General features: G+C 73.5%; 11 protein-coding genes. 6 read left to right on the top strand and 5 right to left on the bottom strand.

Annotated features, from left to right (window positions below; genetic code table 11):
* The first annotated feature begins 213 nt into the window (after positions 1–213).
* A complete protein-coding gene (locus ABZZ17_RS32110) occupies positions 214–2,040 on the top strand; it encodes a glycoside hydrolase family 3 N-terminal domain-containing protein (RefSeq protein ID WP_356881364.1) in 1,827 nt (608 codons plus the stop codon).
* A 7-nt stretch (positions 2,041–2,047) separates the two neighbouring features.
* On the opposite strand, the gene ABZZ17_RS32105 is transcribed toward ABZZ17_RS32110, so the two are convergent.
* Together ABZZ17_RS32105 and ABZZ17_RS32100 are read right to left on the bottom strand one after the other, a co-directional pair.
* Positions 2,048–3,481, bottom strand: a complete 1,434-nt coding sequence (locus ABZZ17_RS32105; RefSeq protein ID WP_356881362.1) for an aminopeptidase — start codon at positions 3,479–3,481, stop codon at positions 2,048–2,050.
* An 84-nt stretch (positions 3,482–3,565) separates the two neighbouring features.
* Positions 3,566–3,931, bottom strand: coding sequence for a hypothetical protein (locus ABZZ17_RS32100; RefSeq protein ID WP_356881360.1), 366 nt, complete (start codon positions 3,929–3,931; stop codon positions 3,566–3,568).
* Between the two features lie 285 nt (positions 3,932–4,216).
* On the opposite strand from ABZZ17_RS32100, the gene ABZZ17_RS32095 reads away from it, so the two are divergent.
* Positions 4,217–4,771, top strand: coding sequence for an EF-hand domain-containing protein (locus ABZZ17_RS32095; protein WP_356881358.1), 555 nt, complete (start codon positions 4,217–4,219; stop codon positions 4,769–4,771).
* Positions 4,772–4,801: 30 nt separating this feature from the next.
* Here the strand turns inward: ABZZ17_RS32095 and ABZZ17_RS32090 are convergent, their stop codons facing one another.
* From ABZZ17_RS32090 to speB, 3 genes are all read right to left on the bottom strand, one after another.
* The gene (locus tag ABZZ17_RS32090; protein ID WP_356881356.1) at positions 4,802–8,659 is read right to left on the bottom strand and encodes an ABC transporter ATP-binding protein; all 3,858 of its coding nucleotides are present in this window, start codon (positions 8,657–8,659) and stop codon (positions 4,802–4,804) included.
* A gap of 151 nt (positions 8,660–8,810) precedes the next feature.
* Entirely contained in the window at positions 8,811–10,493 is a 1,683-nt protein-coding gene (locus tag ABZZ17_RS32085) for a thiamine pyrophosphate-binding protein (protein WP_356881354.1), read from the bottom strand.
* A 70-nt stretch (positions 10,494–10,563) separates the two neighbouring features.
* A complete protein-coding gene (speB, locus tag ABZZ17_RS32080) occupies positions 10,564–11,529 on the bottom strand; it encodes an agmatinase (protein ID WP_356881352.1) in 966 nt (321 codons plus the stop codon).
* A 158-nt stretch (positions 11,530–11,687) separates the two neighbouring features.
* On the opposite strand from speB, the gene ABZZ17_RS32075 reads away from it, so the two are divergent.
* The 4 genes from ABZZ17_RS32075 (at position 11,688) to ABZZ17_RS32060 (ending at position 17,138) form a co-directional block, all read left to right on the top strand.
* Positions 11,688–13,109: a helix-turn-helix domain-containing protein gene (locus tag ABZZ17_RS32075; RefSeq protein ID WP_356881350.1), complete on the top strand. Its 1,422-nt coding sequence runs from the start codon at positions 11,688–11,690 to the stop codon at positions 13,107–13,109.
* Positions 13,110–13,188: 79 nt separating this feature from the next.
* A complete protein-coding gene (locus ABZZ17_RS32070) occupies positions 13,189–14,235 on the top strand; it encodes an FUSC family protein (protein ID WP_356881348.1) in 1,047 nt (348 codons plus the stop codon).
* A 117-nt stretch (positions 14,236–14,352) separates the two neighbouring features.
* Entirely contained in the window at positions 14,353–15,864 is a 1,512-nt protein-coding gene (locus ABZZ17_RS32065) for a cytochrome ubiquinol oxidase subunit I (protein WP_356881346.1), read from the top strand.
* 116 nt (positions 15,865–15,980) lie between these two features.
* Positions 15,981–17,138 carry an acyl-CoA dehydrogenase family protein gene (locus ABZZ17_RS32060; RefSeq protein ID WP_356881344.1) on the top strand — a complete coding sequence of 386 codons (1,158 nt, stop codon included), beginning with the start codon at positions 15,981–15,983 and terminating at the stop codon, positions 17,136–17,138.
* The last annotated feature ends 4 nt before the right edge of the window (positions 17,139–17,142 follow it).

Raw genomic sequence — 17,142 nt, 5'->3', positions numbered from 1 at the left:
TACGCGGGCTTCCGCCCGGCGCACCGAGAGCACGCACCAGACGCCGCAGGGCCGCCCTCCGGGCGACGACGGGAGTTTGACGACAGGCCCTAGGCCGGCCGGGGTTGGGCGGCTCCCGGAACGTGCCGGGCGCCGCACGGGCGGCCCCACTTCCGGGGGACCCCCCGAGTGTCCCCCGGGCCGGGGGCGCGGCCCGGCAGTAGGGTCCGGCGCGTGCCCTACCACGCCTCCCGCCGGGCCCTGCTCGCCGCCGCCCTGGCCGCCGTCACCACCGGCGGGGCCGTCTCCGCCTCCGCCGGGGGGTCCCACGCCGTCCCCGACGACTCGCGCTCCCCCGAGGGGCCGCCCGGCCGCCACCCCGACCGGGCGCGGCTGCGGACCCTGGTGGCCGGGATGAGCCTGGCCGAGCAGGTCGGGCAGCTGTTCGTGTCCCGGGTGTACGGGCACTCGGCGACCGATCCCGATCCGGCGGACGCCGAGAAGAACCTGGCGCAGTTCGGGGTGCGCAGCGCCGCCGAACTGGTGGCGCGGTACCACCTGGGCGGGGTGATCTACTTCGCGTGGGCCGCGAACACCCGTTCCCCGCAGCAGATCTCCGAGCTGTCCGCCGGCCTCCAGCGGGCGGCGGCCGGCTCGGGTGCCGGGATCCCGCTGCTGCTCTCCGTCGACCAGGAGCACGGGGCGGTGGCCCGGATCGGCAAGCCGGCGACGCTGTTCCCGGGGGCGATGGCGCTGGGCGCGGGCGGTTCCGCGGCGGACGCCCGCCGGGCCGCGCGGATCGCGGGCGCCGAGCTGGCCGCGCTGGGGATCCGGCAGGACTACGCGCCGGTGGCCGACGTGAACGTGAACCCGGCCAATCCGGTGATCGGCGTACGGTCCTTCGGTTCCGATCCGCTCGCGGTGGCGGAGCTGGCCGCGGCCCAGGTCCGGGGCTACCAGAGCGCGGGGGTGGCGGCCACGGCGAAGCACTTCCCGGGCCACGGCGACACCGAGACCGACAGTCACGTCGGGCTGCCGGTGATGCGGCACTCCCGCGCCGAGTGGGAGGAGCTGGACGAGCCGCCGTTCCGGGCGGTGGTGGAGGCGGGCGTGGACGCGGTGATGACGGCGCACATCGTCTTCCCCGCGCTGGATCCCTCGGGGGACCCGGCGACCCTCTCGCGGCCCATCGTGACCGGCATCCTGCGCGAACGCCTGGGCTTCCGGGGGGTGGTGGTCACCGACGCGCTCGACATGGCCGGGGTCCGGCAGAAGTACGGGGAGGACCGGGTCCCGGTGCTGGCCCTCAAGGCGGGCTGCGACCAGCTGCTGAACGCGCCGGACCTCGGGCTCGCCCAGCGGAGCGTGCTGGCGGCGGTGGAGTCGGGGGAGCTGTCGCGGGAGCGGATCGCGGAGTCGGTGCTGCGGATCCTGGAACTGAAGGCCCGCCGGGGCCTGTTCCCCGAAACGTCGGATCCGGCGCCGCCGCCGCTGGACGAGGTGGTGGGCACGGCCGCGAACCTGGCGGCGGCCGACGAGATCGCGGCCGTGACCACGACCCTGCTGGCGAACCCGCGGGGGCTGCTGCCGCTGGCCGCGGCCGCCGGGCCCCGGCTGCTGGTGACCGGGACCGACCCGGTCTCCCCCAGCGGTACCACGGGACCCCCCACGACGGTCCTGGCACGGGAGCTCGCCGCCCTGGGGTGCCGGGCGACGGCGGTGCCCCCGGCCCGCGCGGTGGCGGCGGCCAAGGGGCACGCGGCGGTGCTGGTGTGCACGTACAACGTCCCGGAGGGGGAGAGTCCGCAGCGGACGCTGGTGACGGACCTGATCGCCACGGGGGTTCCGGTGGTGCTGGTGGCGATCCGCAACCCCTACGACGCGGCGCGGCTGCCGGCCTGCGCGGCGGAGGTGGCGACGTACTCGTGGACGGACGTGGAGCTGCGGGCGGCGGCCCGGGTGATCACCGGGGAGCGGCGGCCGGCCGGCCGCCTCCCGGTCCCGGTGCCGGGCCGCTACCCGCTGGGCCACGGACTGTCCTACCCGCCCGTGGCCCCCTGAGCCCGCGTTACGGCCGCAGCTGCGGCTCGCGCTCCAGGTCGCGCCGGTCGAGCTCCGCGTCCGGTGCGGCCAGCGGGGCCGCCTTCGCGGAGTCGGTGAGCGCGGCGGCGGGTGCCACCCCGGCCCACTGGAGGATCTTCGCCGTGGCGAGGGCCTTCTCGCCCTCCTGGAGCTGGGCCACGTTGGCCCCGTGGTTGGCGCCCGGCGCGGTCATGACGTAGCTGTCGCGCGCCTTGTACCCGAGGTGGAAGGGCTCGGCTCCCCACGGGTCGTTCTGCCCGTACACGAACAGCATCTGGTGGGCGTTGTCGCGCACCCAGCCGTCCACGTCGGCCATGGCGCCCGGCTGGAACGTCATGGGGATGTCACGCGGGACGAAGTTGCGCGGCGGCTGGTAGCCGTAGCGGCTCAGTCCCTTGAGGTGGGGCTGCTTGATGTCGGGCGAGCCGAGCTGCGTGCCCGCCTGGTAGTAGTACGGCGTGTACGTCTCCAGTCCCTGGTCGGCGTAGGCCGAGAAGCCGGAGATCGCGTCGATGGTGTCCCAGATCTCCTGGTCGCTGGCGGTGGCCGCGGTGGGGATGGCGGAGCAGTCGGCGAGCAGGCTGTACTGCCAGAACGCCCACACGTAGTCGAGGACGACGGCCTCGTAGGCCTTGTCGAGGTTGCCGACGGTGTGGAAGGTCCAGCCGTTCTCGGCGGCGGCGGTGGCGTACTTGGCCTCCAGCGGGACGCGGCGGACGAGGGCCTCGCGCTGGACGGCGTTCAGCCGGTCGCGGCACTCCTTGGTGCCGACCTTGGCGAAGAACCGGTCGTAGGCCGAGTCCTCCTTGTTGACCACGTCGTTGGGGGCCACGTAGGCGACGACGCCGTCCATGTCACGCGGGTAGAAGCGCTCGTAGTACGTCGCCGTCATGCCGCCCTTGCTGCCGCCGGTGGACAGCCAGTTCTTGCCGTAGATCTTCTTCAGGGCGGTGAAGACGCGGTGCTGGTCGCTGGCGGCCTGCCAGATGTCCAGCTTCGCCCAGTTGGCCGGGTCGGGCCGGGACGGCGTGAAGAATCGATACTCCAGGGAGACCTGGTTGCCGTCGACGATCGTCGTCGGCTCGCTCCGGCGCGGGTTGGTGTTGACGTTGTAGCCCGAGGTGAAGAACACCGTCGGGCGGGAGACGTCCTTGTGCAGAAGGGTCAGGCGCTGCTTGAAGGTGCCCTTCCACGGCTGCCGGTGGTCGACCGGCTGCTCGTAGTTCAGTACGAAGAAGCGGTACCCGGGGTACGGCTTCTCCTCGATCAGGCTCATCCCCGGAATCCCGAGGATCCGGTCCTTGATGTCCGTGGCGGCGGCAGGCCCCGCGGCGGTGGCCGCTTGAGCCGTGGCGCCGGCCGCGCCCATGGTGCCGATGAGCACCACGAGCGACAGCAGCCATCCGAGCGTCTTGCGCATTCACCCTCCCCTTGAGTTCACACTGGTCGCCGTGAACCTAGCGGGGTCAACACGCCCGTGAACAGTACCGGTTGGGCCTGAGCCTCAGCACAGGATCCAGCCGGAGGAAACGGATCCGGCCGCCACGCCGCCCTTCACATAGACACACCGCTTGACCGCTCCGACGACGACGGGGCCCGCGAACCGGGTGAATTGCCCCGCATCGCGGACGGGGACGCCGCCACGTGGCTGAACGTCCACGACCATCCGGCGGCGCTCGCCGGGCTTCGCGGCGACCGTCATCGCACAGGCCTGGGTCCGGCTCTTGTACACGCGCACCTCCCCCGTGGAGAACGGCAGCGTCTTGACCAGCCGGCCGGGACAGCCGCCGGTCGCAGCCTGCGCGGGAGGCGCCGCGAACAGGCCCCCGGCGCCGAGCCAGAGCGCCGCCCCGAACACCCCGGCCGACACGACCCGCCGCCCGCCCCGCCCCTTCCACCGCTGCAACACCCTGGCCCCCCGATCGGTCGTACGTAACACGTACGCACGTACGACGCCTGGGCCCCGGAGATGGTTGCACGGCACAAGTGAGTCCCGGCCGGGCCGCCGGAGCCCCTCGGGACCCGCCGGGTCCTGCGCTACCTCGTAAGAGTGCATCCACAACTTCCCAGGGGGAGAGCGGGAGTTCACGATCAGCGAGGACACTACGCTAGGCGACCGAGCGACCGCCCACCGTAGCCGTGAAAGGCATCCGACATGACGAACGACCTGCTCGACCGCAAGCTGGAGCGCGCCTTCGCGCACTTCGACGACAACGGCAACGGTGTGATCGACGCGGAGGACGTGATCGCGCTCGGGACCCGGCTGATGGCCGCTATGGAAGAGCCCGCCGACTCCCCGAAGGCCGCGGAGGTGTTCCGCGGGCTCACCGACTTCTGGGTGGACCTGTTCGCGGAGCTCGACCTCGACCGGGACGGAAAGCTCACCCCCCAGGAGTACGCGGAGGGCATGACCCGCCTCTACAAGAACGGCGGGCCCGCCTACGACAAGTCCTTCCGCCCGCTGGCCCGGGCGATCCTCGCGGTCGTCGACACCAACGGCGACGGGCACATCAGCCCCGAGGAGTTCCACAAGGCGCAGCTGGCCTTCGACACGAAGCTGGAGATCGCCGACGCCGACGCGCTCTTCGCGAAGATCGACAAGAACCACGACGGGTACCTGTCCGTGGACGAGCTCCTCGACGCCGTACGCGAGTACTACACCGGTGACGACGAGGACGCCCCGGGGAACCTGCTCTTCGGCGAGCTCTGATCCCCGGGGCGCCCTGAAGGGCCAGGACGGCTACGCGGCCGCCGCCGGCTCGTCCTCTCCGACGAAGGTCCGCCACAGCTCGGCGTACCGGCCGCCGCGGGCCAGCAGTTCGCCGTGGCTGCCGTCCTCGACGACCCTGCCGCGGTCCATGACCACGACCCGGTCGGCGCGGGCGGCGGTCGTCAGCCGGTGGGCGACGACCAGGGTGGTGCGCTTGCCCGCGAGCCGGTCGGTGGCCTGGTTGACCTGGGCCTCGGTGGCCAGGTCGAGGGCCGCGGTGGCCTCGTCGAGCAGCAGCACGTCCGGGTCGACGAGTTCCGCCCGGGCCAGGGCGATCAGCTGGCGCTGGCCCGCCGACAGGTTGCGGCCGCGTTCGGAGACGGTGTGCAGGTAGCCGCCGTCGAGGGTGGCGATCATCTCGTGGGCGCCGACCGCGCGGGCCGCCGCCTCCACCTCGGCGTCGGAGGCCTCGGGCCGCCCGTAGGCGATGGCGTCACGGACCGTCCCCGGGAAGAGGTAGGACTCCTGGGGGACGACCCCGAGCCGGTGGCGGTACTCCGTCAGGTCCAGCTCCTTCAGGTCCGCGCCGTCGGCGGTGACCCGGCCGGAGGTCGGGTCGTAGAACCGGGCCACCATCTTGACCAGGGTGGACTTCCCGGCGCCGGTCTCGCCGACGAAGGCGACGGTCTGCCCCGCGGGTATCCGCAGGGTGATGCCGGCCAGCGCCTCGCCCTTCTCCCCGCGCTCCTCGGCGGTGCCGTACTGGAAGCGCACGTCCTCGAAGGCGATGTCCCCGCGCAGCCGGCGCACCTCGCGCGGGTCCGCGGGGCGGGGGGTGGTGGTGGGCTCGCGCAACAGGTCCTGGATCCGGCCGAGGGAGACGGTGGCCTGCTGGTAGCCGTCGAAGACCTGGGAGAGCTGCTGGACCGGGGCGAAGAACAGGTCGATGTAGAGCAGGTAGGCGACGAGCGCGCCGGTGGTGAGCGTGGCCGCCTCGACCCGGCCCGCGCCGACGATCAGGACGGCCGCCGCCGCGCCCGAGGACAGCAGCTGCACGAACGGGAAGTACACGGAGATCAGCCACTGGCCGCGCACCCGCGCCTCGCGGTACGCGTTGCTGCGCTCGGCGAAGCGGGCGGCGCCGGCCCCCTCCCGGCGGAACGCCTGGAGCAGGCGCAGCCCGGCGACGGACTCCTGGAGGTCGGCGTTGACCGTGCTGACCCGGTCCCGGGCGAGCTCGTAGGCGGCGACCGACTTCCGGCGGAACACGATCGTGCCGATGACCAGCAGGGGCAGCGTCGCGAAGACGATCAGCGCGAGCCCGACGTCGAGGACGAGCAGGGCGACGAGGATCCCGAAGAAGGTCAGGACGGAGACCACCGCGGTGACGAGGCCGGTCTGCAGGAAGGTCGACAGGGCGTCCACGTCGGTGGTCATCCGCGTCATGATCTTGCCGGTCAGCTCGCGCTCGTAGTAGTCGAGGCCGAGCCGCTGGAGCTGCGCGAAGATCTTGACGCGCAGCGCGTACAGCACGCGCTCGCCGGTGCGCCCGGTCATCCGGGTCTCGGCGAACTGGGCCGCCCACTGGCCGATGACCAGGGCGAGGGCGAGCCCGGAGGCCACCCAGACGGCCCCGAGGGCGGCCTGTTCGACGCCCTGGTCGATGCCGTGCCGGATCAGGATGGGCAGCAGCAGCCCGGAGCCGGCGTCGAGGGCGACGAGGCCGAGGCTGATGGCGAGCGGCGCCCAGAAGCCGCGCAGCAGACGGCGCAGGCCGTAGCCGTCCTCGGCGGCCGAGGCGCGGGCCTCGTCCACGTCGGGCCGGTCGTCGACGGGCGGCAGCGCGGCCACCTGCGCGAGGAGTTCGGGGGTGGCGGGCATGCCGGCGACGGCGCCGGCCAGGGAGTGCCCGGCGCCGGGGGCGGCGCCGGCGGGGGCCGCCGTACCGGGGGCGGCGGTGGACCGGTCCTCGTCCTGGCGCCGCCACAGTTCGGGGGTGACGCCGTCGCTGACCCGGCGCTTGGCGCTGACCGGTTCGGAGTCGATCTCGGCTTCGAGTTCGAGGTCCCGCTCCAGGTCCCGTCCGGCGGGCCGGCCGTACGCGGCCGCCTGCGGTGCGCCGGGGGTGCGCGGCGAGCCGGCCCCGAGGGCGTCGGGGTCGGTCAGGAGCCTGCGGTACAGGGCCGAGCGCAGTTCCAGTTCCTCGTGGGTGCCGATGTCGGCGAGCCGGCCTCGGTCCAGGACCGCGATCCGGTCGGCGAGGGCGAGGGTGGAGCGGCGGTGGGCGATCAGCAGGGTGGTCCGGCCGGCCATGACGGACCGCAGCGCCTCGTGGATCTCGTGCTCGACGCGGGCGTCGACGGCGGAGGTGGCGTCGTCGAGGAGCAGCAGCCGGGGGTCGGTGAGGATGGCGCGGGCGAGGGCGATGCGCTGGCGCTGGCCGCCGGAGAGGGTGAGGCCCTGTTCTCCGACCTTGGTGTCGTAGCCGGCGGGGAGGGCCTCGACGAAGCCTTCGGCCTGGGCGGCGCGGGCGGCGGCGCGGACGTCCTCCTCGCTCGCGTCGGGGCGGCCGTAGGCGATGTTCGCGCGGATGGTGTCGGAGAAGAGGAAGGAGTCCTCGGGGACGAGGCCGATGGCGGCGCGCAGGGAGTCGTACGTCAGCTCGCGGACGTCGTGGCCGCCGACGCGGACGGTGCCCCGGTCGGCGTCGTAGAAGCGCGGCAGGAGCAGGGACACGGTGGACTTGCCGCTGCCGGAGGCGCCGACGACGGCGACGGTCTCGCCCTCCGCGATGGTGAGGGAGAAGCCGTCGAGGACGGGCCGCTCGGGGTCGTACCCGAAGCGGACGTCGTCGAACTCGACGGTGGCGGGGGCGTCGGCGGGCAGCTCGCGCTCGCCCTCGGGGATGACGGGCTCGGTGTCGATGAGCTCGAAGACGCGCTCGGCGCCGGCGCGGGCCTGCTGGGCGACGGTGAGGACCATCGCGAGCATGCGGACGGGGCCGACGAGCTGGGCGAGGTAGGTCGAGAAGGCGACGAAGGTGCCGAGGGTGACCTGGCCGCGGGTGGCCATCCAGCCGCCGAGGGCCAGGATGGCGACCTGTCCGAGTGCGGGTACGGCCTGGAGGGCGGGGGTGTAGCGGGAGTTGAGGCGGATGGCGCGCATCCGGCCGCCGAAGAGGCGGCGTCCGGCGGTGCGCAGCTTCCCGGTCTCCTGCTCCTCCTGCCCGAAGCCCTTGACGACGCGGACGCCGGTCACGGCCCCGTCGACGACGGTGGCGACGGCGGCGGCCTGGCCCTGGGCGTACCAGGTGGCGGGGAAGAGCTTCTTGCGGCTGCGCTTGGCGATGAACCAGAGGGCGGGGGCCATGAGCAGCGCGACGAGGGTCAGCAGCGGCGAGAGCCACAGCATGATCCCGAGGGATATCCCGAAGAGGAGGAAGTTCCCGATGGTCATCGGGAGCATGAAGAGCAGGCCCTGGATCAGCTGGAGGTCGCTGGTGGCGCGGCCGACGACCTGGCCGGTGGACAGTTCGTCCTGGCGGCGCCCGTCGAGGCGGGCGATGGTGTCGTACATGTCGGTGCGCAGGTCGTGCTGCACGTCGAGGGCGAGGCGGCCGCCGTAGTATCTGCGTATGTAGGTGAGTACGTACACGAGGACGGCGGCGGCTATGAACATGCCGGCCCAGGGGGCCATCTCGCGGCTCTTGTCGCCGACGACGTCGTCGATGATGACCTTGGTGACCAGTGGTACGAGCGCCATGACGGCCATGCCGGCCAGCGAGGACCCGAGGGCGAGCAGCACGTTGGTCTTGTACCGCCACGTGTAGGCGGCCAGCCGCCTGCCCCAGCCCTGTTTCTCCCCTGCCTCCGTCTGTCCCGCCGTCACGTGGTTCCTCCCCGTCGCTGCTGTCCTGCCGCCTCCCCCAACGCCCCGACCGGCGGATTTCATCCCGCCGCAACAATCGCACTGGGGTCCGGGCGGTGCGAGCGGGGCGGGGCCGGGAGGATGAGGGCGGCGGCGGGACCGGCAGGCCGTCTCAGAGGTGGGTCGGGGCGAACATCTTCAGGGTGGTGGGGAGGACCAGGACGGAGGGGCCCGGGGTGGCGAGGGCCCCGGCGAGGTCCGCGCGCAGGGATTCCGGGGTGGTGGTCGCGGCCGGGACGTCGAAGGAGGCGGCGAGGGCGACGAAGTCGGGGCGGGTGAGTTCCGTCGCGACGGGGCGTCCGAAGGAGTCCGTCATGTACTCGCGGAGGATGCCGTAGCCCCCGTCGTCCACGATCAGCCAGGTGACGTCGAGGTCGTGCTGGCGGGCGGTGGCGAGTTCGGCGATCGAGTACATCGCGCCGCCGTCGCCGGAGACGGCCAGCACGGGGGTGTCCGGCTCGGCCACGGCCGCGCCGAGGGCCGCCGGGAAGGCGTAGCCGAGGCCGCCGGCGCCCTGGGCGGAGTGCATGGTGTTCGGGTGCTTCGGGTCGAAGGCCGACCAGGCCCAGTAGGACAGGATCGTCATGTCCCAGAAGGAGGGCGAGCGCGCCGGGAGGGCCGCCCGGACGGAGCGCAGCAGGTCCTGTTCCAGGGTGACGTCCTGGGTGGCGAGGCGGGCCCCGACCGCGGCGAGGAGCGCCCGTACGCGCTCCGGGGCGCCCGGGTCCTCGCGTTCGGAGACCGTCTCCAGCAGGGCCTGGAGGGCGAGCCGGGCATCGGCGTGGATGCCCAGGGCCGGGTGGTTGGACTCCAGCTTGCCGAGGTCGGCCTCGATCTGGACGATCCGGCCCGTCGGGAAGAAGGTGTGGTAGTTCGAGGAGAGTTCGCCGAGGCCGGAGCCGACGACCAGCAGGACGTCCGCGTCCTCCAGGAAGTCCGTCGTGTGGCGGTCCTCCAGCCAGGACCGCAGGGACAGCGGGTGGTTCCAGGGGAAGGCGCCCTTGCCGCCGAAGGTGGTGACCACGGGGGCGTTCAGGCGCTCGGCGAGCTGCTTGAGCTTGCCGGCCGCGTCGGAGCGGATCACCCCGCCGCCCGCGATGATCACCGGGCGGGAGGCGTTCGAGAGCCAGTGCGCGGCGAGCGCGGTCAGCTCGGGGCGCGGGGCCAGTTCGTGCGGGGTCGCGTCCATGCCGGTGACCTGCGGGAGGACCGTTTCCGCGCGCAGCACGTCCTCGGGGATCTCCACCCAGACCGGGCCGTGCGGGGTCGTGATCGCCGATTCCCAGGCCTCGGCGATCACGGAGGGGATCTGTGAGGGGCTGCGGGCGACGTGGACGGACTTCACCACGTCCCGGAAGGACGCGGCCTGGTCGCGCAGCTCGTGGAGGTGGCCGCGGCGGCCGCCGCCCAGGCCCGCCACGGGCACCTGGGAGGAGATCGCGAGGACCGGCGCCGAGGCGGCCGCCGCCTCGGCGAGGGCGGGCAGGGCCGTCAGCGCGCCCGGGCCCGTGGAGAGCAGCAGCGGGGCCGCCTCGCCGGTGAGGCGGCCGTACGCGTCGGCCGCGAAGCCCGCGTTGTTCTCCACCCGCAGGGTGACCAGGCGCAGGTCGGAGCGGCCGACGGCGTCGAACAGGCCGAGCGCGTGCTGGCCGGGCAGGCCGAACACGGTGGTCGCGCCGAGCCCGCGCAGGGTCTCCACGACCAGGTCCCCGCCCGTGCGGCCCGGTGGCGGCGCCAGGGCGGCCGCCGTCTGGGCCTCGGTGGGACGGAGTACCAGGTCGTGGTCGTGCGTCACGGTGTGGGGCTGCCCTTCGCCTTCGCTGCGCCGTCGCCGCGCCGCGTCCTGCGGTGCTGTGCTGTGCTGGTCAGCCCTGCCGGGAAGCGGCGATCTGACGGCTCATGATCGTGGTGAGCTCGTACGCGGTGTGCGAGGCCGCGACCGAGGTGATCTCGGCGTGATCGTACGCCGGGGCGACCTCGACGACGTCGGCGGAAACGAGGTTGCAGGAGGACAGGCCGCGGATGATCTCCAGCAGCTCGCGGGAGGTCATGCCGCCCGCCTCGGGGGTGCCGGTGCCGGGCGCGTGCGCCGGGTCGAGCACGTCTATGTCGATGGAGATGTACAGCGGGCGGTCGCCGATGCGCTGGCGCAGCTGGTCGGCGACCTCGTCGGCGCCGCGGCGGTAGACGTCGGCCGAGGTGACGATGCCGAAGCCCATCTTGGCGTCGTCGTCGAGGTCCTGCTTGCCGTACAGCGGGCCGCGGGTGCCGACGTGGGAGAGCGCCTCGGTGTCGAGGATGCCCTCCTCGACGGCGCGGCGGAACGGGGTGCCGTGGGTGTACTCGGCGCCGAAGTAGGTGTCCCAGGTGTCGAGGTGCGCGTCGAAGTGGAGGAGCGCGACCGGGCCGTGCTTCTTCGCGACGGAGCGCAGCAGCGGCAGGGCGATGGTGTGGTCGCCGCCGAGGGTCATCAGGCGGGAGCCGTTGCCGATGAGCTCGTCCGCGGCGGCCTCGACCGTCTCGACGGCCTCGTTGATGTTGAACGGGTTGCAGGCGATGTCACCGGCGTCCGCGACCTGCGCGAGGGCGAACGGGGAGGCGTCCTGGGCCGGGTTGTACGGGCGCAGCAGGCGGGAGGCCTCGCGGATGGCGTTGCCGCCGAAGCGGGCGCCCGGGCGGTAGGAGACGCCGGAGTCGAAGGGCACGCCGACGACGGCCACGTCGGCCTTGCCGCCGACCTCGTCGAGGCGGGGCAGCCGGGCGAAGGTCGCGGGGCCCGCGTAGCGCGGGATGCGGGAGGAGTCGACGGGGCCGCGCGGCTGCGTGCTCATGGGGGGTGCCCTTCTGTGGTCCTACGGGTTCCGCGGGTGCGCTGCGGGGTGGCGCAGGGGGGTTCTGCGGGTGCGGTCCTTCGAGCGTAAGCGGACACCCCGGGCGGGCGAAGTGTACGTTTCATCCACTGCCGCCCTTTCACATGTACGGAGTAGCCATGGAGGCTCCCCCCACCCCGCCGGTCCCGCTGGCCGCGCTGACCGCCGACCGGGAGCTCGGGCTGCGGCTCCTCGCGGGGCCCGGCGAGGCGCGGGTGTACGGGGTGCACGCTTCGGAGATGGCCGACCCGTCGCCGTACCTGCTGGGCGGGGAGCTGCTGCTCACCGCCGGGGCCGGGCCCGGCGGGGACCCGGACGGGTACGCGGCCCGGCTGGTCGCGGCCGGGGCCGCCGCCCTCGGCTTCGGTGTGGCCCCGGTCCACGAGGAGGTGCCGCCGGCGCTGGCCGAGGCCTGCGCCCGGCACGGGCTGCCGCTGCTGGAGGTCCCCCCGCACACCCCGTTCACGGCCGTCGCCCGCGCGGTGTGGCGGCTGATGGCGGAGGCCCGGACGCGCGAGCTGCGCCGGGTCGCGGAGGCGCAGCAGACCCTGGCCGCGGCGGCGGCCCGCCCGTCCCCGGTCCCGGCGGTCCTGTCCCGCCTGGCGGCCGCTCTGAACGGCTGGGCGGCGCTGCTGCCGCCGGGCGGGGGTCCGGCCGGGACCGGGGCCCCGAGCGCCGGGGCCCCGCCCGCGGTGGCGGTGCGCGAGGCGCTGGAGGCCCTGGCCGCGCGGGTGGCGCCCGGGGCCGCCGCGACCGCCACCGACACCCTCGGCGGGACGCACCTGGCGGCCTACGCGGTCGGCGGGGGCCGGGTGCTGGGCCTGGCGACCCCGGCCCGGGCCCCCGGGGACCACACCATCGCCTCCGTCGCGGCGGTGCTGCTGACCCTGCTCACGGCGGACCGCCCGGCGGGGGACGAGGCGGCCGCCCTGACCCGCCTCCTGCTGGACGGGGATCCGGCGGCGGCCCTGACCCCCGGCCCCTGGTACGCCGTGCACGCCCGGGGCGGCGCGGGCCCGCAGGCCCTCGCGGCGGCGCTGGGCACCGTACTGGCGGACCCGCGCCCGGACGGCGTACGCCTGCTCACCGACCGGGAGCCCGGCCCGCAGCCCGGCTGGCGGCTCGGGGTGAGCGCTCCGGCGGCGGCCGGGGAGCTGCGCACCGCCGACGCGCAGGCCCGGCGGGCCCTGGAGCGCGCCGAGGCGGCCCGGGCCCCGCTCGCCCGGCACACCGACCCCGGTTTCGCGGGCCTGGTCGGGGAGGCGGAGGCCCGTGCGCACGCCGCCGCCCTGCTCGCGCCGCTCTCCCCCGCGCTGCGGGACACCCTGCGCGGCTGGCTGGCGCACCACGGCGGCTGGGACCGTACGGCCGCCGCCCTGGGGGTGCACCGCAACACCGTCCGCCAGCGCGTGGCCCGCTGCGCGGACCTGCTGGAGCGGGACCTGGACGATCCGGACACCCGGATGGAACTGTGGTTCGCGCTGCGCTGGGACCGCCCCCGGCCGTCCGGGGAGGACCGCCAACCGACGGCCGGGCCCTGAGGTAACCGCCCCTCGTCCGGGTGGCGGCGGTGGGGTGGCGGGCCGATCGGGCGGCGGGTACGCGCCTACGATGTGCCGCATGTCCGGGATGTCCGTGGTGACGGGGAAGCGTGCGTTCGCCGAGCGAACGGCCCCGGCCGCGCGGCTCGTGGTGTGCGCGGCCGTCCCCTGGTACCTGTGCCTGTGGTGGTTCGGTACGAGCTCGGCGCCCGTGGCGGCCGCGCTGCCGGCCGTGCTGATCCTGCGCGAGGACGTGTTCTCGGCGCCCGGGCCGGCCCTCCAGCGGCTGGTGGGCGTGATCGCGGGCGTGGTGCTGAGCGTGACCGTCCTGCACTGGCTGCCGTCGGGCCCGGCTTCGTTCCTGGTCATGCTGGTGTGCAGCTGCGCCGGGATGTACCTGCTGAGCCACAAGGGCTCCCCCAACCAGCAGGTGCTGATCACCGCCCTGATGATCTACGCCACCCCGACGCCCGGGTACCCGTTGGCCCGGCTGGTCGAGAGCGCGGTCGGCATCGCCGTCGTGCTGCTCCTCGGCCCGCTGCTGTGGCCCCCCGACCCGTACCGGGAGGCGGCGTCCGGCCTGGAGGCGTACCGCACCGGCCTGCGCGCCCGGCTGGAGCGGATCGCGGCCGACGCCGCCTCGGGGCGGGCGGGCCCCGCCCCCGACGACCCGTTCGCGCTGTGGCACCGCCCGCACGAACTGCTCGTCGCCCTGGACCGCAGGACGGGCCGCACGGTGCTCCTGCCGCCCCGGCGGCCCCCGGGCGGGCCGGCCGGCAGCCTCCGCCCCCGGTTGCGGCTGGCCGCGCGCACGGCTCCGGCCCTGCTGCTGCTCGCGCGCGAACTGGAGACCCGGCAGGGCGGGGCGCCCGCCCCGGAGCGGGCCGACGCGGCGGTGCGCGCCATGGCCCCGCTGATCGCGGCTACGGGCGACGCGCTGGACACGGCCCTGCGCGGCGAGGACTGCGCAGCCGGCCTGTCCCGGGCCCGGGAACTGGAGCGGGCGCACCGGGCCGCCCATCCCGGGCGCCGGAACACCGTCCTGCGGGCCGGACCGGTCCTCACCAACGAGGCGCTGGCCGACCACCTCGCGCACGGTCCGGGACCCGGATCCCCGGCGGCCTGAACCCGCTCCCCCTTGTCCGCCGTCCGGCGTAACCCGGGGGGTGCGGGGACGTCGGTGCGCGGCCCGGAGCACGGGCGGGGGCGAGAGTGATCTCCCCGAGGCGAGGTGAGGAAGCGAATGGACCTGGCTCTGGCCTTCGACACGATGGCCCGGTGGCAGTTCGGCATCACCACCGTGTACCACTTCCTGTTCGTCCCGCTCACGATCTCCCTGTCGGCCCTGGTCGCCGTCCTCCAGAGCGCGTGGGTGCGCACGGGCCGGGAGAAGTACCTGGAGGCCACGAAGTTCTGGGGCCGGCTGTTCCTGATCAACATCGCGATGGGTGTCGTCACCGGCATCGTGCAGGAGTTCCAGTTCGGCATGAACTGGTCCGACTACTCGCGCTTCGTCGGCGACGTCTTCGGAGCCCCCCTCGCCTTCGAGGCCCTGATCGCCTTCTTCTTCGAATCGACCTTCATCGGCCTGTGGATCTTCGGCTGGGACAAGCTGCCCAAGAAGATCCACCTCGCCTGCATCTGGATGGTCTCGATCGGCACCGTCCTGTCCGCCTACTTCATCCTCGCCGCCAACTCCTGGATGCAGCACCCCGTCGGCTACCGCATCAACGAGGAACGCGGCCGGGCCGAGCTCACCGACTTCTGGCTGGTCCTGACCCAGGACACCACCCTCGTCGTCGTCTACCACACCCTCACCGCCGCCTTCCTGACCGGCGGCGCCTTCATGGTCGGCATCGCGGCCGTGCACCTGCGGCGCGGCCGGCACGTGCCGGTGATGCGCGCCTCGATGCGCCTCGGCCTGGTGACGATGCTGCTCGCCGGGGTCCTGGTGGCGTTCAGCGGGGACACCCTCGGGAAGGTGATGTTCCGGCAGCAGCCGATGAAGATGGCCGCCGCCGAGGCCCTGTGGGACGGCGAAGCCCCGGCCCCCTTCTCCGTCTTCGCCATCGGCGACGTCGCGCAGGGGCACAACACCGTGGAGTGGTCGGTCCCCGGCCTGCTCTCCTTCCTCGCGGAGGGCAATTTCACCGCGTACGTGCCGGGCATCAACGACACGAACGCGGCCGAACGGCAGAAGTACGGTCCGGGCGACTACCGGCCCGACATCCCCGTCGCGTTCTGGAGCTTCCGCTGGATGATCGGCTTCGGCATGACCTCGCTCGCCGTCGGCGCGGTGGGACTGTGGCTGACCCGCCGGCGGTTCCTGCTCGACCCCGGCCTGCGGACCGGCGAGGACGAGGTGCCGCACCTGGCCGTGACCCGCGGCCGGACGCTGGGGTCCTGGCTGACGGTCTGGTACTGGCGCCTGGCCGTGTGGACGCTGGCCTTCCCCCTGATCGCCAACTCCTGGGGCTGGATCTTCACCGAGATGGGCCGCCAGCCGTGGGTCGTCTACGGAGTGCTGCGCACCCGGGACGCGGTCTCCCCGACCGTCACCCTGCCCGAGGTCATCACCTCCCTCGCCGTCTACACCCTGCTGTACGCGGCGCTCGCGTTGATCGAGATCCGGCTCATGGTCAAGTACGTCATGGCCGGGCCGCCCGTGCTCACCCCCGCCGACCTGGAAACGCCCCGCCGGATCGGCGGTGACGACGACGGGGACCCCGACCGGCCGATGGCCTTCTCGTACTGACGCGTCCCGCGGTCCGCGACCGGCTCTGGACAGGGCGGACAACTCGCCGGTAACTTAATCTGAGCAAGCGCTTAGGCATGAGCGGCGGACCGCCGCGACCGAAGGGAGCCGGCCCAGTGCGCCGTACCGTTTTCAACGAGGACCACGAGGCGTTCCGCGAGACCATCCGCGCCTTCATCGAGGCCGAGGTCGTTCCCGTCTACGACGAGTGGTTCCAGGCGGGCCAGGCTCCTCGCGACTTCTACTACAAGCTCGGCGAGCTGGGCGTCTTCGGCATCAACGTGCCCGAGGAGTTCGGCGGCGCGGGCCTGGACACCCACAAGTTCGAGGCCGTCCTCTACGAGGAGACCTCGCGCGCGGGCGTGAACTTCGGCGGCTCCGGCGTGCACGTGCTGCTCGCGCTGCCCTACATCAAGATGCTCGCCACCGACGAGCAGAAGAAGCGTTACCTCCCGAAGTTCGTCTCCGGTGAGGAGATGTGGGCCCTCGCGATGACCGAGCCGGGCACCGGTTCCGACGTCGCGGGCATGAAGACCACCGCCAAGCTCTCCGAGGACGGCACCCACTACGTCCTCAACGGCTCCAAGACCTTCATCACCGGCGGCGTGCACGCCGACCGCGTGATCGTCTGCGCCCGCACCTCCGCCCCGCGCGAGGACGACCGCCGCTTCGGCATCTCCCTCTTCGCCGTGGACACCAAGTCCGAGGGCTACTCCATCGGCCGCAAGCTGGACAAGCTCGGCCTGCGCACCTCCGACACCGCCGAGCTGGCGTTCGTCGACGTGAAGGTCCCGGTCGAGGACCTGATGGGCGAGGAGAACAAGGGCTTCTACTACCTCGGCGCCAACCTGCCCTCCGAGCGCTGGGGCATCGCCTTCGGCGCGTACGCGCAGGCCAAGGCCGCCGTCCGGTTCGCCCAGCAGTACGTCCAGGACCGCACCGTCTTCGGCAAGCCCGTCGCGCACTTCCAGAACACCAAGTTCGAACTGGCCTCCTGCCAGGCCGAGGTGGACGCCGCCGAGGCGGTCGCCGACCGCGCCCTGGAGGCCCTGGACGCCGGTGAGCTGACCGCCGCCGAGGCCGCCTCCGCGAAGCTGTTCTGCACCGAGGTCGCGCACCGCGTCATCGACAAGTGCCTCCAGCTGCACGGCGGCTACGGCTACATGAACGAGTACCCGATCGCCCGCCTGTACGCCGACAACCGCGTGAACCGCATCTACGGCGGCACCAGCGAGGTCATGAAGTCCATCATCGCCAAGTCGATGGGTCTGTAAGTCC

Source organism: Streptomyces sp. NPDC006512, from assembly GCF_040611935.1.
GTDB lineage: Bacteria > Actinomycetota > Actinomycetes > Streptomycetales > Streptomycetaceae > Streptomyces.
This window is presented reverse-complemented; position numbering and strand designations above follow the sequence as displayed.